23 protein-coding genes are annotated in these 22,726 nt (G+C 65.5%); 3 read left to right on the forward strand and 20 right to left on the reverse strand.

Annotation, left to right across the window (positions count from 1 at the left end; genetic code table 11):
• Window position 1: 1 nt before the first annotated feature.
• Complete coding sequence (locus tag MKZ40_RS01695; protein WP_175088452.1) at window positions 2–622, forward strand: nucleotidyltransferase; 621 nt, start codon at window positions 2–4, stop codon at window positions 620–622.
• A 1-nt stretch (window position 623) separates the two neighbouring features.
• Entirely contained in the window at window positions 624–926 is a 303-nt protein-coding gene (locus tag MKZ40_RS01700; protein ID WP_175088453.1) for a hypothetical protein, read from the forward strand.
• 7 nt (window positions 927–933) lie between these two features.
• On the opposite strand, the gene MKZ40_RS01705 is transcribed toward MKZ40_RS01700, so the two are convergent.
• The 20 genes from MKZ40_RS01705 to MKZ40_RS01800 all read right to left on the reverse strand — a co-directional run bounded on the left by MKZ40_RS01705 (window position 934) and on the right by MKZ40_RS01800 (window position 20,819).
• Window positions 934–1,815 carry a hypothetical protein gene (locus MKZ40_RS01705; protein ID WP_175088454.1) on the reverse strand — a complete coding sequence of 294 codons (882 nt, stop codon included), beginning with the start codon at window positions 1,813–1,815 and terminating at the stop codon, window positions 934–936.
• A gap of 9 nt (window positions 1,816–1,824) precedes the next feature.
• Window positions 1,825–2,268 carry an excinuclease ATPase subunit gene (locus MKZ40_RS01710; protein ID WP_175088455.1) on the reverse strand — a complete coding sequence of 148 codons (444 nt, stop codon included), beginning with the start codon at window positions 2,266–2,268 and terminating at the stop codon, window positions 1,825–1,827.
• Between the two features lie 252 nt (window positions 2,269–2,520).
• Entirely contained in the window at window positions 2,521–3,774 is a 1,254-nt protein-coding gene (locus MKZ40_RS01715) for a beta-ketoacyl-ACP synthase (protein WP_175088456.1), read from the reverse strand.
• Complete coding sequence (fabG, locus tag MKZ40_RS01720; protein ID WP_175088457.1) at window positions 3,774–4,547, reverse strand: 3-oxoacyl-ACP reductase FabG; 774 nt, start codon at window positions 4,545–4,547, stop codon at window positions 3,774–3,776. The genes MKZ40_RS01715 and fabG overlap by 1 nt, the downstream gene beginning before the upstream one ends.
• Window positions 4,547–5,155, reverse strand: a complete 609-nt coding sequence (locus MKZ40_RS01725) for a hotdog family protein (protein WP_175088458.1) — start codon at window positions 5,153–5,155, stop codon at window positions 4,547–4,549. Before MKZ40_RS01725 ends, fabG begins: the two co-directional genes overlap by 1 nt.
• A complete protein-coding gene (locus MKZ40_RS01730) occupies window positions 5,149–6,492 on the reverse strand; it encodes a beta-ketoacyl synthase N-terminal-like domain-containing protein (protein WP_175088459.1) in 1,344 nt (447 codons plus the stop codon). The genes MKZ40_RS01725 and MKZ40_RS01730 overlap by 7 nt, the downstream gene beginning before the upstream one ends.
• Complete coding sequence (locus tag MKZ40_RS01735) at window positions 6,485–7,255, reverse strand: DUF3261 domain-containing protein (protein WP_175088460.1); 771 nt, start codon at window positions 7,253–7,255, stop codon at window positions 6,485–6,487. The genes MKZ40_RS01730 and MKZ40_RS01735 overlap by 8 nt, the downstream gene beginning before the upstream one ends.
• Before the next feature lie 9 nt (window positions 7,256–7,264).
• On the reverse strand, window positions 7,265–8,644 hold the full coding sequence (locus MKZ40_RS01740) for a tryptophan 7-halogenase (protein WP_175088461.1): 1,380 nt from the start codon (window positions 8,642–8,644) through the stop codon (window positions 7,265–7,267).
• 96 nt (window positions 8,645–8,740) lie between these two features.
• Window positions 8,741–11,107, reverse strand: coding sequence for a hypothetical protein (locus tag MKZ40_RS01745; protein ID WP_175088462.1), 2,367 nt, complete (start codon window positions 11,105–11,107; stop codon window positions 8,741–8,743).
• Window positions 11,104–11,700, reverse strand: coding sequence for a LolA-related protein (locus tag MKZ40_RS01750; RefSeq protein WP_175088463.1), 597 nt, complete (start codon window positions 11,698–11,700; stop codon window positions 11,104–11,106). Before MKZ40_RS01750 ends, MKZ40_RS01745 begins: the two co-directional genes overlap by 4 nt.
• Complete coding sequence (locus MKZ40_RS01755) at window positions 11,700–12,197, reverse strand: acyl-CoA thioesterase (protein WP_175088464.1); 498 nt, start codon at window positions 12,195–12,197, stop codon at window positions 11,700–11,702. The genes MKZ40_RS01750 and MKZ40_RS01755 overlap by 1 nt, the downstream gene beginning before the upstream one ends.
• Window positions 12,198–12,262: 65 nt before the next feature.
• Entirely contained in the window at window positions 12,263–13,867 is a 1,605-nt protein-coding gene (locus MKZ40_RS01760) for an aromatic amino acid ammonia-lyase (RefSeq protein WP_175088465.1), read from the reverse strand.
• A gap of 113 nt (window positions 13,868–13,980) precedes the next feature.
• Window positions 13,981–15,021, reverse strand: coding sequence for a glycosyl transferase (locus MKZ40_RS01765; RefSeq protein ID WP_175088466.1), 1,041 nt, complete (start codon window positions 15,019–15,021; stop codon window positions 13,981–13,983).
• Window positions 15,018–15,881 carry a glycosyltransferase family 2 protein gene (locus tag MKZ40_RS01770; RefSeq protein ID WP_254626977.1) on the reverse strand — a complete coding sequence of 288 codons (864 nt, stop codon included), beginning with the start codon at window positions 15,879–15,881 and terminating at the stop codon, window positions 15,018–15,020. Before MKZ40_RS01770 ends, MKZ40_RS01765 begins: the two co-directional genes overlap by 4 nt.
• The gene (locus MKZ40_RS01775) at window positions 15,878–17,878 is read right to left on the reverse strand and encodes an AMP-binding protein (RefSeq protein WP_175088467.1); all 2,001 of its coding nucleotides are present in this window, start codon (window positions 17,876–17,878) and stop codon (window positions 15,878–15,880) included. Before MKZ40_RS01775 ends, MKZ40_RS01770 begins: the two co-directional genes overlap by 4 nt.
• Window positions 17,879–18,002: 124 nt before the next feature.
• On the reverse strand, window positions 18,003–18,551 hold the full coding sequence (locus MKZ40_RS01780; RefSeq protein WP_282627753.1) for a hypothetical protein: 549 nt from the start codon (window positions 18,549–18,551) through the stop codon (window positions 18,003–18,005).
• Between the two features lie 65 nt (window positions 18,552–18,616).
• Entirely contained in the window at window positions 18,617–18,889 is a 273-nt protein-coding gene (locus MKZ40_RS01785) for an acyl carrier protein (RefSeq protein ID WP_043331449.1), read from the reverse strand.
• A complete protein-coding gene (locus MKZ40_RS01790) occupies window positions 18,879–19,148 on the reverse strand; it encodes a phosphopantetheine-binding protein (RefSeq protein ID WP_043331448.1) in 270 nt (89 codons plus the stop codon). Before MKZ40_RS01790 ends, MKZ40_RS01785 begins: the two co-directional genes overlap by 11 nt.
• A gap of 145 nt (window positions 19,149–19,293) precedes the next feature.
• The gene (locus tag MKZ40_RS01795) at window positions 19,294–20,097 is read right to left on the reverse strand and encodes a lysophospholipid acyltransferase family protein (RefSeq protein WP_175088469.1); all 804 of its coding nucleotides are present in this window, start codon (window positions 20,095–20,097) and stop codon (window positions 19,294–19,296) included.
• Between the two features lie 8 nt (window positions 20,098–20,105).
• Window positions 20,106–20,819, reverse strand: coding sequence for a beta-ketoacyl synthase chain length factor (locus MKZ40_RS01800; RefSeq protein ID WP_052384260.1), 714 nt, complete (start codon window positions 20,817–20,819; stop codon window positions 20,106–20,108).
• Between the two features lie 331 nt (window positions 20,820–21,150).
• On the opposite strand from MKZ40_RS01800, the gene MKZ40_RS01805 reads away from it, so the two are divergent.
• Window positions 21,151–22,692, forward strand: coding sequence for a TrkH family potassium uptake protein (locus MKZ40_RS01805; protein WP_175088470.1), 1,542 nt, complete (start codon window positions 21,151–21,153; stop codon window positions 22,690–22,692).
• Window positions 22,693–22,726: the final 34 nt, after the last annotated feature.

The raw sequence follows: 22,726 nt of genomic DNA on the forward strand, positions 1-22,726 counted from the left end.
TATGTATATTTATGCTTTTGGTTCTGTGTGTCGTGGGGAAATAGATACTTCTTCTGACGTAGATTTATTGGCCATTCTAGATAACGCGGAACATGGTTTTGATCCTTTGATATATTCAATATATTCATATTGCCGATTGCAAGAGCTATGGGTACAAGGTAATCCGTTTGCATGGCACCTTCATTTGGAATCTAAGTTAATTTATACCTTGGATGGAAGTGATCCAGTAGCTAAGCTAGGCTCGCCGGCTAAATATACAAACGCAGTAGCAGATTGTGAGAAATTTTATGCTATCTTTTTGAAGGCTAAAGAAGAAATCTTGAGCTCCAGTTTCTCAGAGGTTTTTGAATTATCTAATATTTTTTTATCTATGAGGAACTTTGCAACTTGTTATTCTCTGCAATATTGTCGCGAACCTGTTTTTTCTAGAGATTCTTCTATACAGATCGGATTGAATAGTTTGGATATACAAGAAGATATCTATGATATTTATAGGAGAGCTCGCATGCTATGTACAAGAGGTATCGGCGTGCAATTAACAGACATAGAAATATCCGAGGCCAAATCTTGTATGGATTATATAGATGAATGGATGAAATATACACTTGCGGGAGTTAGCTGAAATGAGAGACTCTGAGTTTTCTAATAGAATAGACGCGCAGCGTCAAGCTATTAAAATTATAAACAGCTCAGGTGCTTTTAAAGAGCCTATATTTGGTCTGTCTGATAAGGCAATTAATCGGTGGGTTAATAGTAATGGTGTAAATGCGGAGGATTGTTTTGTCAAGCTGATAAAAGATATCTCGAAAAGTCTATTTTTTTTGGCTAATAAAAGCCAGGAGCAAATCTCAGAAGAGTATAGATATTTGTCTAGAGAAGTTAATGCAAAGCTCGATCTATTAAGGGTGATGTTACAAAAAATTTGATATATCGCTAGGTGGATATACTGTCACAAAAGTTAAGCCTTGTTAATTTAATTCTAGCCTCATACCTCACCCATTCCCGATAAAACCCGTCCAGTCGTTCTGTCTCGCTGAGGTGTGATGCCTCGGCGAGGCGTTCGCGTGCGTCTGCAGGCAGCATGGCGATGCGGGCGTCGAGGTCCTGGGCGTGGCGCGGGTTGCGGTATTCGAGATCCAGCCCGAGTGGGGCGGTAGCGAGGCCGACGAGCACATGGCCGTGGCGGTGGGCGATGGAGACATGGCAGCCTGCCGGTAGCCCAGGATGGTGGGGTGCCTGGCCGCGCGGCGACCAGTCGGCCAGCGCAAGCTGGATACCCTGGGCAGCGGCGAGTTCACCGAGCAGCAGGCGAGCGAGGTGTGACTCGGCTTCACGTTGCTGGCGACGGCGGGCCTTGGCAGATGACACGAGGGTGTCCGCGTTATCCACATCCGGCTGGCGAGCGCGCAGCGAGCGATAGCAGGAAGCCTCAGTCGAGGAGTTGATAGAGGGAGCAGCCGAATCAGCACAGGAGGCTGGCAGCACACACGCCTCGGCCAGCCACAGGCGGGCTGGCCGAGGGGAAGATTCAGAGCAGGGATTGGGCAAGGCGCAGGCTGCCGAAGATGCCAGGGCGGCGGCGAAGGCATGGGGATCATGCGAAATCAGCGGCTCGCCGTTGGACAAGTCGGCGCTCAGCGAATCAGCGCTCAGTAAACCAGCGCTCAGTGAAGCGGAGCCATCCGCTGCAGCATGCCCCAGCACCACGCAGCGATAGGCGGGGTGATCGGTCAGGCGCGTCGCAGGCTCGTCTGCCGAGTTATCCTCAACCGGCTCGTCTGCCTCGCTCACATCCTTGCCTTGCCTGGCCGTCATGATGGCGAATCAGTTCTTCGGATGCAGGATCACCAGATCCCCACGCAACGCGACGCCCGCGATGATATTGCCTGCGTGGCACTCGTACTTCTCGCTGCTGGAGTAGGGCACCTTGTCATAGTCGCTGCGGATGTTGATGACCGCATTGGCCCCGTATTCGCGCGCCTTTTCCTGCAGCGCACGCAGCGCCGACAGGAACACCCAGCGACAGGCTTCCGCATCGCTCTTGTTGGTGGCGTTGGTCTTCGGGTTCACCCGTGCCCAGCCGCGCTTCTCGATGCGCTCGTAGGGCTGCTTGTCACCGAAGAAGAAGGCCACGTCCTTGCCCAGTCGCTGACTGGCCGCGGTGCTGGCCATTACCGGCATGATCGGCAGGAAGTGTTGGGTATCGCGCGCCTCTGCCGGTGCGGAGGCCAGCAGACTGGCAGAGCCGATCACCAGGGCGGCGCCCATTGCCATGCCTCGTGCAGAGCGAGTGGCACGCAACACCCAAGGGAATGACTGAGCAACGGATGACGCCATGTGAAACCCCTCCTTACCGTGTGATTGACTGGCTCGAGGCCAGCGAATATCGCCGTCAGACAGCCATAGGCGTGAGCCAATCACACCATAGACCATGCAGCGGGCGCGTATCTTGCGCCAGAACTGACCCGCTGCAAAGTCGTCTGGTAGCGACAGTCGTGCGCCAGCTCGCTCGCAGTGCAGTCACTCCTGCCAGCGACGCAGAATCAGCGAGGTATTGATGCCGCCGAAGGCGAAGTTGTTGCTCATCACGGTGTCCGTCTCGATCTCGCGGCCTGCGCCGGTGAGGTAGTCGAGCTGCGCACAGCGCGGGTCGAGACTGGTGAGATTGGCGGTGCCGTGGAACCAGCCCTCACGCATCATCTCGATGGCGATCCAGGCTTCCAGCGCGCCACAGGCGCCCAGGGTATGGCCGGTGAAACTCTTGAAGGCGCTGATCGGCGTGGAATCGCCAAACACGGCATGGGTGGCGTGGCTCTCGGCGATGTCGCCGCGCTCGGTGGCGGTGCCATGCGCGCTGACATAGCCGATCTCCGAGGCATCGACACCGGCATCTTCCAGCGCCATGCGCATCGCGGCTTCCATCATGTTGGCGTCCGGCTGGGTGACGTGACGGCCATCGGAATTGGTGCCGAAGCCGAGAATCTCGGCGTGGATGGTCGCGCCGCGCGCCAGGGCGTGCTCCAGCTCTTCCAGAATCAGCGTACCGGCACCCTCGCCGATCACCAGGCCATCACGTTCGGCATCGAAGGGCCGCGGTGACAGGTCCGGGCGCTCATTGCAGGTGCTGGTGGCGAACAGGGTGTCGAACACCGCGGCGTCTGCGGCGGACAGCTCCTCGCAGCCACCGGCGACCATCGCGGTCTGGCGGCCGAAGCGGATCGCCTCATAGGCGTAACCGATGCCCTGACTGCCCGAGGTGCAGGCGCTGGAGGTGGTGTGAATCCGCCCCTTGATGCCGAGGAAGACGCCGATGTTGACCGGCGCGGTATGCGCCATCATGCGGATATAGGAATTGGCGCTGAGGCCATCGGTGGAGTGGTTGATCAGCATGTTGCCGAAGTCGGCCACCGCGTCCGGCTCACCGGCCGAGGCGCCGTAGGCGATGCCCATCTGGCCGCTTTCCTTGAGCGGGCTGTCACTCAGGCCGGCCGCTTCCAGCGCCAGTTCGCTGGAGCGGGTCGCCAGCTGCGCCACACGGCCCATGCTGCGCAGCGCACGGCGGTTGTAGTGCTTGGGTAGTTCGAAATCGTTGACCGGCGCGCCGAGGCGGGTGTTGAGGCCGTCGTACTTGTCCCAGTCCTCGATATAGCGGATGCCGGTGCGCCCGGCGGCCAGGTTGGCGCGCAACGTCGGCCAGTCATTGCCGATGGGTGAGAAGCCATGCATGCCGGTAACCACGACGCGATTGCCACGAATTGCAGGAGCGGTCGCCATCAGAACATCCCTCCATTCACGGCGATGGTTTGGCGGGTGATGTAGCCGGCGTCCTTCGAGCACAGGAAGGCCACGGTGGCGGCAACTTCCTCGGCTTCCCCTGCGCGGCGCATGGGAATCATCTTCAGCGCCTCTTCCATCTCGACGCCTTCGGTCATCTCGGTGGCAATGACGCCGGGTGCGACGGCGTTGACGGTGATGCGGCGCTTGGCCAGCTCCACCGCCAGCGCCTTGACCGCGCCGATCAGTCCCGCCTTGGCGGCGGAATAGTTGACCTGACCGCGATTGCCCATCATGCCCGACACCGAGGACATCACGATGATGCGCCCCGGCTTGCGACGGCGTACCAGCGGCATCGAGAGCGGCTTGATGACGTTGTAGAAGCCATCGAGGTTGGTGCGGATCACGCTGTCCCAGTCTTCATCGGTAAGCGCCGGAAAGGCGTTGTCGGCATGGATACCGGCATTGCAGATCACGCCGTAGTAGCAGCCGTGCGCCTCGATATCCGCTTCGAGCGCATTGCGCGCGGCTTCTCGGTCGGCGACATCGAAGCTCAGGATGCGCGAGTCACCGCCCAGGGCGCTGATCTCACGCGCGACCTCCTCGGCAGCGTCGCGGCGCGAGCGGCAATGCAGCACCAGGTTGTAGCCTTCGCGGGCCAGACGCAGCGCGATGGCGCGGCCGATACCCCGGCTGGAGCCGGTGACCAGAATCCACTCGCGCGCTTCAGGGGCGGCGGTGGCAGTTTCAGTAGCGGGGGGGGTGACAGACATCAGACGTTACCTTGCGATGAGGCACCGGCAGCATCCTGCTGTCCGGGTGAGGATTCTTGTGCGGTCTCTTGCGTAGACGCCGCAGAGGGCAGCGCCTCGGGCGCCGGCTCGAAGACATTGACGCCGGCACGCGCGACGGTGGCGCCGTGCTCGTCGCTGATGGTGGCCTCGAAGGCGCCCAGACCGTTGTCAGCGCGATAGTCGAGCTGAACATGAATCTGCCAGCGACAATCGCAGGAAAAGGCGGCGACTTCGCTCTCATAACGGCGACTCCCAAGCAGAAAGCCGACTCGTGGTGGCTGGCCGCTGCGTGCGGCCTGCAGGCCCGACCAGGCAGCGATGGCCTGCGCCATCCACTCAAGCCCGACCCAGGCGGGGATCACGGTCTGCCCGTCGGCGTTGTGCTCGGCGAACAGGTTGTCTGGCGTCGGGGTGATGTCGGCGCTCAGCGAATGCTCGTCACAGCGCAGCACGTTATCCAGCAGACACATGCCGGCATCATGGGGCACATAGGGGCCAATGGCGCAGGGCATGGCGGGATAGCCCGCCTCACGGGGCTGCACATCAGAGTCAGCAATGGAAACTGAGTCGGTGCTCGGGGTCAGCATGCAGAGGACTCCGGGTCGGTGGTGTGACGCTCCAGCACCAGCGAGATGTTGTTGCCGCCGAAGGCGAAGGCATTGCTCATCACCCGCAGTGGCGGGGTCTCGGGACGGTCACGATAGACGATGTTGAGCGCAGGCAGCGTCGGGTCCAGTGCCTCACGCGGCGTGGCATGCGGCGGCAGGCGACCATGTTCCAGCGCCAGCCAGCAGAATGCGGCTTCCAGCGCACCGCAGGCCCCCAGCGTATGGCCGGTGAGGGCCTTGGTCGAGCTGACGGCGGGCAGACGGGGCTCGTCGGTATCAGAACCGGCATCAGAAACGCTGTCAGAACCGGCATCAGAACCGGCATCCCTGCCGAACAGGCGGCTGATGGCGAGGCTTTCCATCGCATCATTCAGCGGCGTGGCGGTGCCGTGCAGGTTGATGTAGTCGATCTCGCCGGGGGTGCGTCCGGCACTGGCGAGTGCGCCGCGCATGGCGGCCTCGGCGCCGCTGCCATCGGGGCAGGGCGCGGAAATATGGTGGGCATCGCTGGATTCACCGACGCCGGTCAGCTGTACGCCGCCGCGCTCCGGCGTGACCACGAACAGCACCGCGGCCTCGCCCAGATTGATGCCATCGCGCTCGGCCCCCAGCGGCAGACTCTCCTTGCGACTGACGGCCTCCAGACTCATGAAGCCTTTCACCGTCATGTGACACAGGCTGTCGGCGCCACCGGCGATCACCGCATCGCACTGGCCGGAGGCCAGCAGGCGGCGTGCGCTGGCCAGGGCCTTGGCGCTGGAGGTGCAGGCGGTGGACAGGGTGTAGATCGGCCCACGCGCGCCGCTCATCCAGGCGACACACTCGGCGGGTGCGCCCAGTTCCTGGCGACGATATTCAAAGCTCTGCGGCCAGCTGTCGGCGCTCGGCGTGCCCTGGGCGACGGCGGCGCGCTGGGCGTCCATCGCGGCTTCCGTCTCGCCGATGCCGGAGGTACTGGTACCCAGCACCACGCCGATGCGCTCTGGGGCGATGCCCTGACGCTTGAGAGCCTCAAGCTCCGGTGCCAGCTGCTCAAGCGCGGTGGCCAGCAGGCGGTTGTTGCGTGAGCGTAGCGGGGCCGGCCAGTCGCTGTCATCCACCAGCCGCGCGGTGACGCGTCCCAGTGACAGCGGCGTGCCGGGGCTGAAGTCATCGCTGACACGCAGGCCACGGCTGGCGCTGAACAGCGCACTGCTGATCAGGCCGTGGTCCGCGCCCAGCGGGCAGACGATGCCGGGGCGTGACAGGCGGCAGGCGTTGCCAGTGTCGCGGCCCTTGGGGGTTGCGGTGGCCACGGTTGCAACAGATTCAGTCATGCGCGGGAGCTTCCGGTGAGTCGTCAGAATCGTTCTGTGTACTGGGCGCTGCCAGCGGTTCCAGCGTCAGCTGCATGTCGGCTGCCGGGTCGCGCAGCGTCACGCGGCCGCTGGCATCGCGGCTCAGCTCGGCGATGGTCACACCATCATGTGTGATGATGCGCTGCGCGGGCTGGCGGCGTTGCTGCCAGTCGCCGCGTTGTACCAGTTGCCAGCCTGTGTTCGCAAAGGCGTCATCGATCGCGTCCTTTGGCCAGTGCACCCAGGCGATACGCCGTGCCAGCCAGTCGGCGCTGAAGGGCAGCTTCTTGAGCACCTCGGGGCGTGCCTTCTCGAAACGACTGCCATCGGCGTCATGCACCAGCGTCAGCAGGCGTTGGCCCTGCACGCTGAGCATGACCAGCCGCATGGCCTCGGGCGATTGGCGCAGTACGCCGATGAGAGGCGGCAGATTGTGCTCCTGCGCACCCTCGCCATCGACTGCACGCTGTGCGCTGTCATCACTCTCTATACGCGCCACACGCAGAATCAGACGTTGGGTGCTGGTCTGCTCGAGATTCGCCAGCGCCGGCATCGGGCTGGCAGCCTCCAGCGGCTTTGGGGCGAGCAGGCTGCAGCCGCTCAACAGCAGAGTGGCGGCCACGGCAAGGCTGGCCAGCCCGAGGCGGCTGCTCTGCCCTGATGAACGCAGCCCGACTGAGCGCAGCCTTGCTGAACGCAGCCCGGTGAAAACAACGTGAGAGGCGAAAGAGATGTTTTTCATGACGCTACTTTACCTGTTCTCGCCGATGCTTGCTGCGCGGCCGAAGGCGCTGAGGCCAGCGAGTGAGTCGCTTTCCGGCTCCGCGTCAGGCGCGAGTGTCTGCTCGGGCGCGGTCAGCCTGGCAAGGGCCGTCAGGCGGCGGCGACTGGCGCTGACGAAGGGGTTGGCCGTGTCCCAGGCGTAACCGGCGAGCACCGAGCTGATCATCTGGCGAATCCGTGCATGCGGCTCGGGATGATAGATGATGTCGGTCAGACGGCTGTCGTACCAGGCGGTGACGAATTCGCGGAAGACCTCGATGCCACGGCGCAGCGGCTGCTCGTATTCGCTGGCCCAGTCGGGGCGCTGCTCATCGCGGGTCGCGGTAAGCTCACGCGCGACCAGCGGCGCGGCACGCAGCGCCGATTCCAGCGCGATGGTCACGCCGGAGGAGAATACCGGGTCCAGAAATTCTCCGGCATTGCCGAGCAGCGCATAGCCCGGGCCATGCAGGCGACTGACATCGGCGCTGTAACCGCCCAGTGACTGCACGGCGTTGGCCGGTCGAGCCTCACGCAGCAACTCCGCCAGGCGCGGTTCTTCCATCACCCACTGCCACAGGCGTGTCTGCGCATCGTCCTCGGCGGCAGGCTCGATCAGCTCGCGCGGGCCGACCACGCCCAGCGAGGCGCGGCCATTGGCGAAGGGAATCAGCCAGTACCACACATCGGGATGCGTCGGATGCGAGGCGATCAGGATATTGTCGCGACGATAGCCCTCGGCGGGCGGCGCGAGGTCGGCGATGCCATCGTGGACATGGCCGAACAGCGCCATGCGCGGCTCCAGGCGCGGGTCACGCTCAAGGGATTCGAGGCGCGCCAGCACGCGGCCATAGCCGCTGGCATCCAGCACGAAGGCGGCCTCAAGCTCCCGGCCATCGTCCAGCGTGAGGCGTGGCCCGCGAGTGTGAGACGCAGCATGATCGGCAGGCGTGAAGTCCGTGACCGTCACGCCGAATTCGACCTCGGCACCCGCCGCCCGCGCGCCCTCGATCAAGCGCTGATCAAAGTCGGCGCGCTCCACCTGCCAGGTGGTGCCGGGGCCGTCGCTGAACTTGTCGCGGAAGTCGATCACGCGATGCTCGCCGCGGCGGGTAAAGGCCGCACCGGTCTTGCGCTGATAGCCACCGGCGGCCGCGGCCTCCATCAAGCCGCAGGCCTCCAGATGCTGCATGCAGCGTGGCAGCAGGCTCTCGCCGATGGAGAAGCGCGGGAAGTGGCTGCGCTCCAGTACGCGCACCGCATGGCCCGCGCGTGCCAGCCACGCCGCCGCCACCGCACCGGCGGGTCCGGCGCCGATGATGATGACTTCCTTGCGTGGTGGGTTGTTGCTGCGATCTGCCGATTCCATGGCATCGTCCCCTGTCGTCGTCGATATCGTTATCGTTATGTGTTCATGTTGCGCTGCGTTCCCTGCGGCTTGCTTGCCCCTCGCTCATGGCTCGCCTCAACTGCGCGCGAAGGGCACCAGGCACCAGGTGGCGCTCAGCCCCAGCAGGCAGGCCAGCCCCAGTGCCGCCAGCGCCGGTGTCTGACTGAAGCTCAATAACCCGAAGGCTAGCAGGCTGGAGGCGCACGACAGCGAAATCGCCAGCAGGCTGGCCTGCGATGCACGGCTGTTGCTGGTCTGTGCTGCACCTGACGCTGTAGTTGATAAAGAGCGGCGCGCCGGATGCTCGGCACAGAAGATGCCCGCATCCAGGCCAATCCCCAGTACCAGCAACAGGCCCAGCAGGTGGAAGAGGTTGAGGCCGACGTCTGCCAGCGTCAGGGCCGCCAGTGTCAGCACCACCCCGCCCAGCGGCGGCAGCAGGGCGCGCCAGGTGCTGCGGCGATAGCGCAGCGCCAGCAGCAGGCTGATCAAGACCACCGCGCCGCCGACCAGCCAAGCCATCTCGCTGCGAATCCTGCCCAGCGTCGTCGAGAGCCTGGCGACCTGATCGACATACTCGAGGCTGTCGTCATCCACGGCGAGGCGCGCAAGCGCTTCACTGCCCGCAGCCGTGACATCGCCGAAGCGCACGATACCGATGGCGGCGCTGCGCGAGTCGAGCCACAGTCGCTGGCCCATCTCGCCGGCGGGCAGTGCGACCCAGTCCGCCGGGCGCAGCGGGTGGGCGTCTGCGATGGCCTGCTCGGCACGCTTGACCAGCTCGGGCGGCAGGCCTGAGGTGCTCAGCACCTGGGGCAGCAGGGTGCGGGTGCGCTCACGCATGGCGCCGAGATTGGCCTGCTGCTGCGCAAGCGTCGGCAGTTGCTGAGCGAGGCTCGCCCAGTGGCCCAACTGCTGTTGCGCATTCAGTCGCTGGAAGGTGCCTTCCAGCGCATGTAGGCGCGTGAGCAGGGCGGCGTCGGTCTCGGCCTGCACGATCAGGTAGCGTAGGCCGTCCGGTTCGGCGAGCAGGCGCTGGACCTCGCGTTGCTCATTGATCAGAGACGCAGGCGAGGGGTTGAGCTGCGTGAGACGGTCATCGCTGCGCAGTCCGTAGAGGCTGGCCAGCGCGGCCACCAGCAGCAGCGCCAGCGCCTGCCAGCTGCGCTTGCCGGGAATGGCGCGCGCCAGACCTCCTGTGGCGCGGGCGGCGGGGGAATCCACGCGGGTGGCCTGCGCCGGCAGTGGCAGTTGCGGCAGCCACAGGCGCACGCTCAGCCAGGCACCGATCAAGCCGAGCGCCGCGAACATGCCCATCTGGCGCAGCCCGGGCATCGGCGTCAGGGTGATGGCCAGATAGGCGGCGAGGCTGGAGCACAGCCCCAGCGTCAGGCCCGGCCACAGCGCGGTGAGCCCGCCACGGCCATTCGTCGCCAGACGGCGCATGCATTCCAGATGCAACACGTAATCGATGGAGATGCCGATCAGGCTGGCGCCGAAGGCCAGCGTCAGCACATGCAGGCTGCCGAAGGCCCACCAGGTCAGCGGCAGCGCGAACAGCACGCCCGTTGCCACCGGCACCAGCAGCAACGGCAGCCGCCGTGGGGTGCGGAACACCGCCCACAGCAACAGCAGCACGCCGATCAGCGAGCCGAGCCCGATGGTCGACATCTCCTGCTTGGCCTGCCGCGCGCCGTTGCTGGCATGGAAGACCAGCCCGGAGCGCAGCAGCCGGATGTCGGGATAGTCGGCCTTCACGCCATTCACGGCCTGTTCCAGCGCCTGCTGGTCACTCATCGCGTAGGCGCTGCCCGTCAGGGTGGCGCTGATCAGGCGATAGCCGTTACCGGGCTGCTCACCGCTTGATGTCGGCGCGCGCAGCAACAGCTGGCCGCCGGACAGCGACAGGTTGGCGGGCGTCAGCCAGCTCTGCCAGGCGCCGGCAAGCCCGAAGGGATCGCGGATCAGGTCGCGCTGGCCGCCGGGCTGGAACAGCTGCCTGAGCGCGCGCGCCTGCCAGTCATCATCACTCAGGCCGGCAAGCGACGGGGCGATCAGGGCCGGCTGGACCTCTGCCGGCAGGCGCAGGCTTTCGAAGCTCTTGCCGTCATCCAGCCTCGCGATGGGCGCGAGCGCCTGCCGCAGCGCCCGGGCGGCAGCGTCACGCTGCTTTCGTGCGGCGGCGCTGGCATCGCGACTGCCGACCAGAATCACCAGCCGGTTGGCGGTGTCATCCAGCGATTCGGCGCGCGCCGCCAACGGGCTGCGCTCCTGCTCCGGCAGCATGGCGGTGATGCGGGTGTCGACCGCCCCGCGCCATGGGCTCTGCGGGACGATCTTCGCGGCCAGCAGCAGGGCGCACAGCAGCAGGGCGGCGGCCCACAGCCAGCGCCAGACGGCGCGATCCAGCCCCTTGCGTGGCTCATGACTGGGTGATGTCATCGCTCGCAGTGACCGCCGGCGGTGAGGGCCAGCTCCAGGCGGTCACCGTCGCCGCTGTCGAGGTTCACGTGTTCCAGCCAGCTGCCACCGTCGATCTCGAGGCGCTCGATGGCCTCGGCCAGGCGAGCATCGTTGGGCGTCAGGCTGGCCTGCCAGTCATCCGGCGTGCCCGTCAACGTGAGGGAGAAGTGCTCCTCCAGCGCCTGCCAGTCGCCGTGGAAGAAGCTGATCAGCAGTTCCGCCATCGCCTGCTGGTCGGCCGGCAGCGGTTCGCCATTCGGGCCTTGGCTGGCATCGGGGCGCATCTCGAGACGGTCTTCAATCGGCGAAGTGGTTTCCCACACCAGCCCTGCGGGCGCGTTCGGGTCGCCGATCAGACGGAAATGACCCCGGCTCTCGAGCTCTGCACCGACATCCTCGAGCCAGCGTGTCTGCTGGAAATCACCGCAGACAGGGGCGGTGCGTGCCAGCTGTTGCGTCAGGGCGCGGGCGTCGAATCTGGCGTCTGAGTCGCTGGTCTCGGATGCGCTGACCCAGGGGGCACCGGCAGTCAGCAGCAGGGCAGTGGCGGCAATAGCAAGGCGTGACGTCATCACGGCGTTCCTTGTGTCGGGTTCGGGGTCGCAGGCGCATCACTGTTGTGTGTCAGCGCTTGTTCGGCCTGCCAGGCGGCCAGCCGCTCGCTGAGCGCGGCGGGCGTGGCCAGCAGCATTTCGCCATCCTCCAGCCCGACCGCGACCTGCACGCTGTAGCCACGGGTCAGGCGCTTGCCGCTCTCGACATCGCGGATCACGTAGTCGAGCTTGAGGCGGTTCTCCCACTCGCGCAGCCGAGCGGTAACGGCGATACGCTGGCCGAAGCGCGCGGGGCCGGCATAGCGCAGGCGCAGGTCGATCACCGGCCAGGCGTAGCCGGAATCGCGCATCTGCGGGTAGTTGTAGTCGAGCATGTCGAGCAGCTTGCAGCGGGCGATCTCGAGATAGCGCACGTAATGGCCGTGCCAGGCGACTTCCATCATGTCGACGTCGTGGAAGGGCACTTCCATCTCTACCGTGGCGGTCGGCATCGGGGTGTCTGTGGGCTGATTCATGGCTTGTCTCTCGCTCAAGGCTGCCTCGTTCATGGCTTTTTCCTCGCTCAAGGCTGTCCGCTCGCTCATGCGTTGGCCTCGTCTGCGCTCAGGACCCAATGGCGCTCACGGATGCGCGCGCACAGCAGGCGCAGGTCGGCTTCCAGAGCGCGATCTTCCTCGAGGGGCGCGATGTCTTCACGCAGCTCGCGGGTGAAGGCGGCCAGCCTGGGCGGCGTGGCGGCCTGGCCCGTGATGTCGGCGCGCTGTTCGCTGCCCTGCACGGCGGCGTGCAGGGTGGCGGCGGCGACCTGTTCCACCAATGTCAGCACGCGCAACGCATCCCGCGCGGCGATGGTGCCCATGCTGACCTTGTCCTGATTGTGGCACTCGGTGGAACGCGAGAAGACGCTGGCGGGCATGGTCAGCTTGAGGGCTTCCGCCGTCCAGGCCGAGGCGCCGATCTGCACTGCCTTGTAGCCATGATTGAGCGGCGCGCGCTCAGGCGTGGCACCGCTGAGGTTGCTGGGCAGGCCACGGTTGTAGCGGCTGTCGACCAGCAGTGCCAGCTGGCGGTCGAGCAGGTCGGCCAGGTTGGCGACCGCCGTCTTGAGGCTGTCCATCACCATTGCCACATGGCCGCCGTAGAAGTGGCCGCCGTGGAGAATCTTGCCGGCCTCGACATCGATCAGTGGATTGTCGTTGGCGCTGTTGAGCTCGGTCTCCAGGAAACTGCGCCACCAGTGCAGGCTGTCCTCGACCACGCCGATGACGTGGGGAGCGCAGCGCGTCGAGTAGCGGTCCTGCAGGCGCGGTGAGTTGATCGGCGTGGCATCCACTTCCGGCGCCGCCGGGTGGGCCAGATCATCGCGCAGCCACTGGGCCACGCGGGCCTGGCCGGGATGCGGCTTGGCGGCGAACAGGTCGGCATCGAAGTGATAGGGGTTGCCTTCCAGCGCCTGCACGCTGAGCGCGGTGATGCGTGCGCTCAGGCGGCTGAGGTAGGTGGTGCGGCCGTAGGCCAGCGCGGCGAGGGCCGTCATCACGGCGGTGCCGTTCATCAGCGCCAGTCCCTCCTTGGGGCGCAGCACATAGGGCGTCAGGCCGTGTGCCGCGAAGACCTCCGCCGTCGGGCGCAGCGCGTGGGGCTGGCCTGCGCCGGGGCGCACCCAGACCTCACGCTCGCCACACAGCACGGCGGCGACATAGGACAGTGGGGTGAGATCGCCGCTGGCGCCCACCGAGCCTTCCTCGGGAATGCGCGGCAGGATGTCGTGATTGAGCAGCCACACGAGGCGCTCCAGCAGCGCCATGCTGACCCCGGAGACACCACGGCACAGCGAGACGAGGCGCACCATCACCACCGCGCGACTGCTGACCACATCCAGGTCCGCGCCCATGCCACAGCCGTGGAAGGTGTAGAGGTGGCGCGGCAGGGCTTCGAGGTCCTCTGCCCCCTGCACGGCTCGCGTCACGGAATCGCCGTAACCGGTGGTGACGCCGTAGACCACGCCTTCCTCTTCCAGCAGGCGTTCCAGCAGGGCCGGGCCGGCCTCGATACGGGCGCGGAAGGCGGCATCCGAGGTCAGGCGCACCTCACGGCGGCCTTCGGCGACATCGATCAACTGCTCGAGGGTGATATCACTGCCGTCGAGAATCAGGGCGGAGGCAGAGGTGGCGGGCTGTGACATGACGAGGTACCTGGCGAAGAGAGAAGCGTGACAATGCGCTGAACGTGAAGGCCGAACAAGGTGAAGGCTGCGTAGCCGGGCGCGAAGCAGCGTTGTCGCAGGCCCGGCGCGGATCAGGCGTCCTGTTTCGGAGCCGACGTGCTGTCTGGCGCCTGATGCCAGAAATCGAAGAAGTTGAACCACTGCAGTGGATGGTGCTTCACGCGCGCTTCCAGATGACGGGCGTGGCGCTGCATGGCCTGCTGGATCCACGCCTCGCGACCGCTGCGCTTGACGGCGCGGCTGTCATCGAAGGGCGCGAAGTCGACCCGGAAACGCGGATGGGCGCCGCCCTGTTCGCGAATGCAGCTCAGGGTATAGACGTGACAGCGCAGCAGCGCGGCCAGCATGAAGGGCCCCTGGGGGAAGGGTGCGGGCTGATTGATGAAGTCACAGTGCAGCACGCGCGGTGAGGCCGCGGCACTGGCCGGTGACGCGGGTCGGCTGCCTTCTGCCGTGTTGGCTTCTACCGAAGGGGAATCTGCCTTGGTATCGTCGAGCGTGGGCGGAATCGGCACGCGGTCGGCGGCGATGACCACGAAGCCGCCGCGATTGACGCGATCACCCAGCGCCATGGCGGTGACAGGCGTGATCTCGCTGACCTCGATCATCTGCGGCGGCTTGCGGCCGGTGGCCTGCTCCAGCAGTTGATTGAACTTCTCGGCATGGCGCGTGTGTACCAGCGCGCACAGGTCGATGTCGTGGCGCTCACCGATGGCATTGATCACATCCAGATTGCCGTGGTGGGCGACGAGGATGATGCCGCCCTCGCCCCGCAGCGCAGCGTCGCGCAGGTCTTCCGGGCCGGTGCCGGTCAGCGAGGACAGCGGGATCTCGCCGCTCCAGGCCGAGACCTTGTCCATGATCGCCTCACCGAACTGCATGAAGTGGGCAAAGCTTCTTGTCCACAGGCGCACGCCGCCAAGCTCTGGCTCAAGACGCTTGAGGAAGTCGAAGGAGGCCCGGCGCGCCACCCCGCGCAGCAGGAAGTACCACACCAGCACCGGGAACAGCGCGATACGAAACGGCCAGGCACCGAGGCGACGACGAATCGTCACCATCAGGCGCATGCCGGTGGTGGAGCCGGTTTCCGACAGGCGTGCCCAATGGGTCATTCGTGTTTCCCCTTCGCGTCGTCAGGCTGCGAGGGGCGGCTGACATGAGTGGATGTTGTCTTGAGATTGCGTCCCGACAGCGTGCGCCAGGCAAGTTTCGGCGAGCGCAGCAGCATGCCGAGGAACAGTCGCGTGTGCATGGCGCTGATCAACAGATTGTCGTGACCGGGGCGGAAGTGGCTGACGCCTCCGGTGGGATAGCTGACATGCACCGGCAGGTTGGCGACCTCGCCATCGGCCCAGTACCAGCGGACCAGCACCTCGGTGTCGAAGGACATGCGATCGCCACAGTCATGACGCGCCAGCAGCCGGTTGGTGGCGGCCAGCGGGTAGAGGCGCACGCCGCACATGGTGTCGCGGATGGCCAGCGACAGGGTGTTGATCCACACCCAGATGTGCGAGGCGTAGCGGCCATAGAAGCGGATGCGCGGCACGCTGGCATCGTATTGCGGATAGCCGATCTGCAGGCAGTCGGGGTTCTCCTGCATGCCGTTGAGGAAGGCGGGCAGATCGCTGACGTCGTGCTGCCCATCGGCGTCCACCTGCAGGGCATGGGTGAAGCCGAGCCGCTCGGCAGCCTGCAGGCCGCTGCGCACCGCAGCCCCCTTGCCGCCGTTCTGCTCGCGACGCACCAGGTGATGACCCTCGGCTGCCAGCTGATCCAGCACCTCGGCGCAGGGCGCGCTGCAGCCATCATCCACCAGCACGATGGGCAGCCCGAGCGGTGCCAGACCCGCACACACGCCGGCGATGGTGGCGGGGTGGTCGTAGACCGGAATCACCACGCAGGCGCGCAGTGGCGACTCGCTGACGGGGGGAGAGGATGTGTGGCCGGTCATCGGCGCCTGGGGTTGGCTCATGACGCCTCCGGTGTGGATGTCGTCTGGGGTGAACTGAGTGGCGAACTGAGAGGTGTGTCATCGGTTTCAGCACCGTAGCGCAAGCGGCCGCTGGCATGCAGGCCTGCGCGGGATTCCAGGCGGAAGTCGACGCGCAGGCCGTGGCTGTCGGCGACCAGTGTCGCGGCCAGCGTGAAGCGCATGCCCGGCAGCAACAGGTTGGAGAACTTGATGCGCTCCAGACGCTGAAAACGGCTTTCCTCCACGCCGACACCTGCCAGGCGCAGGCGGCGGCCGAGATCGCGTGCCCACTTGAGCATCACCACGCCGGGCACCAGTGGCTGGGTGGCGAAATGCCCTTCGAGGTAGCACAGGCTGTCGGGTACCTCGGCTTCCAGCGTCAGCTGCTGCGCGCCGCTGGAGGTTTCGCCCAGCCAGCGTGGCAGACGATGATCGTCGAGATCGGCAAACAGCCGTGCGACGGAGTCCGCCGTGAACTTGCCCTGGGCATTCAGTGGCAGGCGCGTGACGAAGCGCCAGTAGCGCGGCAGGGCGATGCGCTCGAAGCCCGGCATCAGTGCACGCCGCAGACGCGCGATCAGGTCGTGGCGACTGGCGTGGTCCTGCGGCAGCGCGCTCTCCTCCATCACCACCACCGCGCCCAGGCGATGCTCGCGAGTGGGCATCGGCAGGCAACGTACCTCCAGCACCTCCGCTTGCTCGCTCAGGCAGCGCTCCACCGCGCTCAACGAGACCCGCTTGCCGGCCAGCTTGACCAGACGATCACTGCGCCCCAGCAGCTGGAAGCGTGGCGCTTCATTCTGCTCGCCCTGCGACGGAGGCTCAGCCGCCACTGGCGCGGCGTTGTCGGCCTGCTGCCACCACTGGTCCGGCTGTTCCAGAAACGGCGAGCGCACGGCGAAGGCGGGCGAGAAGCGGAGTTCGACCCGCGGCAGCGGTGTCCAGTCGGGCGTCTCGTGCTGGCGGCGGTGTGCGATGCCGCCCGTCTCGGTGCTGCCGTAGATCTCGATCACCGGCGCCTGCAGGCAGTTCTCGGCGTGGCGGACAGCCTCGGCCGGCAGCGGAGCACCTGAAGAGAAGACCCGCAACACCTGGGCGTTGTCCTTGGAGTTGTCCGCCACGCGGGGCTCGTCACTGGCCTGGGGCAGGCGCGCCAGCTGGGCCGGTGAGCTGACCAGCTGGCAGCGATACCCGAGGCCGGACAGCTGCGCGATGGCGGCGGCCAGCTGCTCCGGGTAATGACAGGCTTCGCTGAGAAACGGCACCCCTTCGCTCAGCGGGCGCAGCAGCGACACCAGCAGACCGTAGATGTGCTGATGGCTGACCTGACTGAGACTGACGGTGTCTGTGGTTGGCTCAGACGCTGGGTCAGCGTCTGGAGTGTCTGACGCCAGCGGCCATAGCGTGCGATGCACGGCCAGTTCGGCCTCGAGCTGATCGAAGCGCTTGGCGATGCGCAGCGGCTCGCCGGTGGAGCCGGAGGTGCAGAGCTCCAGCGCGAGACGCGCGCCGTCCGGCGTGATCTCGAACGGTGCATTCGGTGCAGCGGGAGAGCTGACAGTGCCGGGTCGCTCCGACGGCCAGCCATCGCCGCTGGCCTCGGGCAGCTTGCCATCACTGCTCTCGGCCAGGCGGGCCAGGGTGTCCGGGCGGTCATCTCCTGGCAGCACGGCGAGCATGCCGCGCTCCCACAGCGCCAGCAGCTGCACGCAGGCACCAAGCGCCGTGGGCTGGAACAGCACCCAGCGCGCACCGGGCCGGCGGACAGCATGCGCAGCGGGCAGGTTGTCCAGCCACTGATGCCAGGCATCAACGCGTGCCATCAGCTCGGCACGACTCAGCGGGCGCAGCGGCTGACCGGGACTGGCCAGCCAGCAGGCCGGCGCCGCAGGCGCGAGTCGGGCGAGCTGGCGCCAGCCCTGATGGATGAGGGAGGTGGCGCGCTGGGCGGTGTCTTGCTCAGTGGCACGACTGGCAGGCTGGCGGGCATCAGACATGTGAGGCAGGCAACTCTTCAGAAAGTCGAATTCATCTGGGGGCGTATCACGCCGGGCGAATCCACGCCGGGCGTATCCACGCATGGACTCAGCTATCGATAGCCAAGCTCATCGAGGACCAGGTTCAGCCATCGGCGTGGCGCAGGCGACGGCGTACCAGCCATTCGCCACAGAACAGCAGCCCCATCAGCACGTAGCTCAACAGGCCGTTGTAGAGCGTCCAGGTCGCGAGGTCGGCATACAGCGCCGTGGCCGCGGCAACACTGGCATTGAAGACGAGGAAGCCGCACCACACTCGGGTGACCTTGCGGGTATAACGCACGCCTGCGGCGGGCAGATCAGGCTCCTTGAGACGTGCCAGGCGCTCGATGATCGGCATGCCACGCCACAGACTGGTGGCGAACACGCTGAGCATGGCCAGATTGACCAGCACCGGATAGGCGCGCAGCCCCAGTTCCGCCTCGCTGAGCAGGCTGATGGCGACCAGCAGCGCGGCCAGCGTCAGGCACGGGAACCACGGCAGGGGCAGACGCTGGATCAGCAGGGCGCCCAGCGCGATCAGCGCCCACACCCAGGGCGAGACATGTCCGCTGGTCGCGTCGCCCGTCGGGTCTGCCGTCAGCCGCGAGAGCAGGGCATAGACCAGCAGCGGCCAGCATACGGCGGCCACCACGCCCAGCCCACCAAGCAGAAGCCTTGGCAGTGATGGGCGCCGCCTTCGACCAGAGGACAGTGATGTCATGCCTGGCGCTGCATCAGCTGCTCGACGGCGGTCACGACATCATCGAGGCTGCGAACGCTCTTGAAGTCATTGGCTTCGATGCGGCGGCCGGTGAACTTCTTGAGTTCGACCACCAGGTCCACCGCATCGATGCTGTCGATGTCGAGGTCTTCGTAGAGCAGTGCCTCGGGGTGGATGTCAGCGGCATCGATCTCGAACAGCTCGATCAGGGTGCTGCGCACATGGGCGTAGATCTCTTCGCGGGACGCGGTCTGTTGCTCAGCGCTCACGACGGGCCTCCACGAGTTCACGCAGGGCATTGAGGCTGGCGAAATGCGCGCGGGTGTCCTCGGCTTCGGCGTCCAGCGTGATGCCGTACTGCTTCTGCAGCGCGAGACCGAGCTCCAGGGCGTCAATCGAATCCAGACCCAGGCCGTCCACGAACAGCGGCTCATCGGCGACGATGTCGTCCGGCGTGATGTCCTCAAGCTCCAGGGTGTCGATGATCAGTTGCTTGAGTTCCAGTTCCAGCTTGGCGCTATCGCTCATGAGTATTCCTCGTGTCGGCGTACCGATAATGGCCGGTATGAATGGCAGCAGGCTTTATTAACGGCGGGAAGGCCGAATATCTTAATCACTTTTTTCTCGCTATCTGATCAACATCAAGATCAGGGCAGTACGGAGCAGAGCGCTGTCATGACTCGCGAATCCGTTGCTGGAAGGCGGCCAGTTCAGCGGCAAAGTCGCTGGCCAGGCGGCGCGTCAGCTGGCGGGCATCGCGTGATAGCGGTATCTCATCCTCGGCTGCCGATGGCGGTGCGACATGCGCCGTCATGTCAGGCAGCACCTTGATGTTGAGCATCACCCGTCGGGCCGGGATGTGATACCAGGGCTCGCCCTTGGTCAGGGTGCTGGGCTGGCAGTCGATCAGCACGGGGGTGATCTCGCTTGGCGTGCGCAGCGCGATGTTGGCGGCGCCGCGGCGGAATTTCAGCGCCCGCCCGGGCACGCTGCGTGTGCCCTCCGGAAACAGGATCAAGGCATTGCCGCGCGCCAGGCTCGCGCCGGCGGCCTCGAGCACGCCCTGCGGCTCTTCATTGGTGATGTAGCCCGCGGCGCGGATGGGGCCACGGGTGAAGGGGTTGCGCGCCAGCCGCCCCTTGACCACGCAGTCGGCGTGGGGAATCAGCGCGAGCAGGAAGACCACGTCGATCAGTGTCGGGTGATTGGCCAGCACCAGCAGGCCCGGACGCTGCAGGCGCTCGCAGTCGTGCAGGCGATAGTCGAGCACGCCCAGGCCGCGCATCAGACCCACGAAGCCGCGCATGCAGTGATGGATGATGCTGCGCGCGAGCTTCTGTCGTTTCTCGGGGCGACGTACCACCAGTGTCAGCAGTGGCCACATTCCCCCCACCAGCAAGCCGCCCAGCCCGAAGGTCAGGAAGCTGAAGGCCGTGGCGATGCCACGCCACAGGCGTCCGAGGGGGGACGACAGCATGCGAGGCATCAGTCTGCTGGCGGCGTCGGTGAGGCGGCGTGAGCGCGGCTCAGCTGCCAGTGATGGCGGCGACAGGCGAGCGTCTCGGCCCCGGCCTGCTCGAGCCAGGCAATGACCTCGAGCGGCGTCGGGGCGCTGTCCGTCAACGATTCGCCAGGCGTGGCGCTCAACGTCCATGCGCTGTCATCGTCACTGCGGCGGCTCAGACGCAGGGCGACGGCGCTGGCGCACGCCGGGTAGTCACCGTGGTGCAGAAAGGCCTCTGGCGCGGCAATATCGGAGAACAGCACGATGACATCCTCGCGCTCGCTCAGATAGCCGAGCGCCTCGCTCATCAGCGCCTCGAATTCGTTGCCGCAGGCGGCGAGGGCTTCCAGCGGCTGATGGGACTTGCCGGTGATCGAGTACATGCCCAGTACGGCGTTGTGCACCGAGAGCGAGAAGCGCGCCGGTGACAGGGCTTCGTCGGACTGGGTGGCGGCATCCAGCAGGGCGAGAATCTTGCCGGTATCGCCATGGCGCGAGGCATGGATGATGGGCAGGTCGGCGTCAGGGTCGAGCGCGAACAGCAGCTTGCAGCAGGCCTGGCCGACCGGGCTGAGTCGACGACGCTGCATGGCCGGGACTTGCTCGGCACGCGGGGAAGGGGTGATATCTACGCGGCTGTCGTGGGCGGTGCGGGTCGCACTCGCCTGCCAGGCTCGCCAATCAGTCAGACGCATGAGGTTCTTGTCCGTGAACGCATCGTTGCCATATTGGGGCCTCAGTGTACCGCACAGGGGTTGGGCAGCCCAACCGGACTCAGGTGTGTTGGCACTGAGCAGGCGGCGTGGCTACGCGTGTCGTTGGCAGGATAGCAGCTTGCAGGGCGGCACAAGGCGCCTGGCGTGAGGTAACGGGGGTGGGGGCCGTGCAGTTGGTCACCGCTGTGGCGGCGCTGGACAGCGGCGGAAGAGGGTGTAGGGTATCGCCGCACTGAAACTGGCGCCCGAGGCGTCATGGGCAAGAACGCTGAGGACGCACAATGATGACTGTCATCAACAGGTCGGTGGCATGAAGGCTGGCTTGCCGAAACGGCGGCGCAGACGGGCGCGCGCAGGGCAGGCGACCCGAGCGCACTCGCAGGCGCTGGTTCGCCTTCTTTCGCTCTCGGAGTGGTTGCCGGTCGTCCGGGTGCTCGGCCTGCTGCTGTGCGTGGTGGCCTTGATGATGCTGGCGCCCTTGCTGGTGCTGCTTGGTGAAGCGGATGCGGATGCCAGTGCCTTTCTGATCTCGCTGGGCATCACGCTCGGCTCGGCGGCCATCATGCTGACGGTATCGCGCAAGGTGGAGCTGCAGCTCAAGCCGCGTGCAATGTTCGTGCTGACGACGCTGAGCTGGGTGCTGGTGTCGGCCTACTCGAGCCTGCCCTTGATCTTCGGTGCCACCCACCTGGGCGTGACCGATGCCGTGTTCGAGTCGGTGTCGGCGATCACCACCACCGGCTCCACCGTGCTGTCTGACATCGAAGGGCTCTCGGATGGTCTCAAGCTGTGGCGCGGCCTGATGCAGTGGGTCGGCGGCATCGGCATCATCGTGATGGCGATCGCGATCCTGCCGTTTCTGAAGGTCGGCGGCATGCGCCTGTTCCAGACCGAATCCTCGGACTGGTCCGACAAGGTGCTGCCGCGTGCCGGTGGCGTGGCCAAGGCCATCGGGCTGGTCTATGTCGGGCTGACGTTGCTGGCCATCGTCTGTTACTGGCTCGGTGGCATGCACTGGCTGGATGCGCTGGTGCATGGCATGACGTCGCTGGCCACCGGCGGCTTCTCCAATTACGACAGCTCGATGGGTATCTATTCCGATCGGCCCTATCTGCTGTGGATGGCGTCGGCGTTCATGTTGCTGGGGGCGCTGCCCTTCGTGCTGTTCATCCGCGCCTGGCAGGACCAGGCCGGCGTCCTGTGGCGTGATGCCCAGGTGCGCGGCTTCCTGCGTCTGCTGGGGTGGGTGATCGCCTTGCTGACGCTATATCGCGTCGTCAATGGCGAGGCCATCTTCACGGCGCTGACCCAGGTGACCTTCAATGTCATCTCGGTGGTGACCACCACCGGCTACGCCAGCGACGACTACAGTGCCTGGGGGCCCTTTGCGGTGGTGGCCTTCTTCTATCTGACCTTCGTCGGTGGTTGCAGCGGCTCGACCAGCGGCGGCATGAAGATCTTCCGCCTGCAGATCGGGCTGATCATGCTCGGAAACCATCTGCGCTCGCTGATCCATGCCAATGGCGTCTTCTCGCAGCGCTACAACGGTCGCGCGCTGCCCGATGAGGTGGTGCGCGCCGTGATCGCCTTCTCGTTCTTCTTCTTCATCACCATCGGTGGCCTGGCGCTGGCGCTGTCGTTCATCGGGCTGGACCTGATCACTGCGGTGACCGGCGCCGCCACGGCCGTCACCAACGTCGGCCCGGGGCTGGGCGAGATCATCGGCCCGGCGGGCAACTTCTCGAGCCTGCCGGACAGCGCCAAGTGGTTGCTGTGCCTCGGCATGCTGATGGGGCGTCTCGAGATATTGACCGTGCTGGTGCTGTTCTCGCCCAGCTTCTGGCGCAAGTAGCGGCCCACGAAAAAGCCACCGTCGATTGACGGTG

The organism is Cobetia sp. BMC6 (genome assembly GCF_029991385.1).
Taxonomy (GTDB): domain Bacteria; phylum Pseudomonadota; class Gammaproteobacteria; order Pseudomonadales; family Halomonadaceae; genus Cobetia.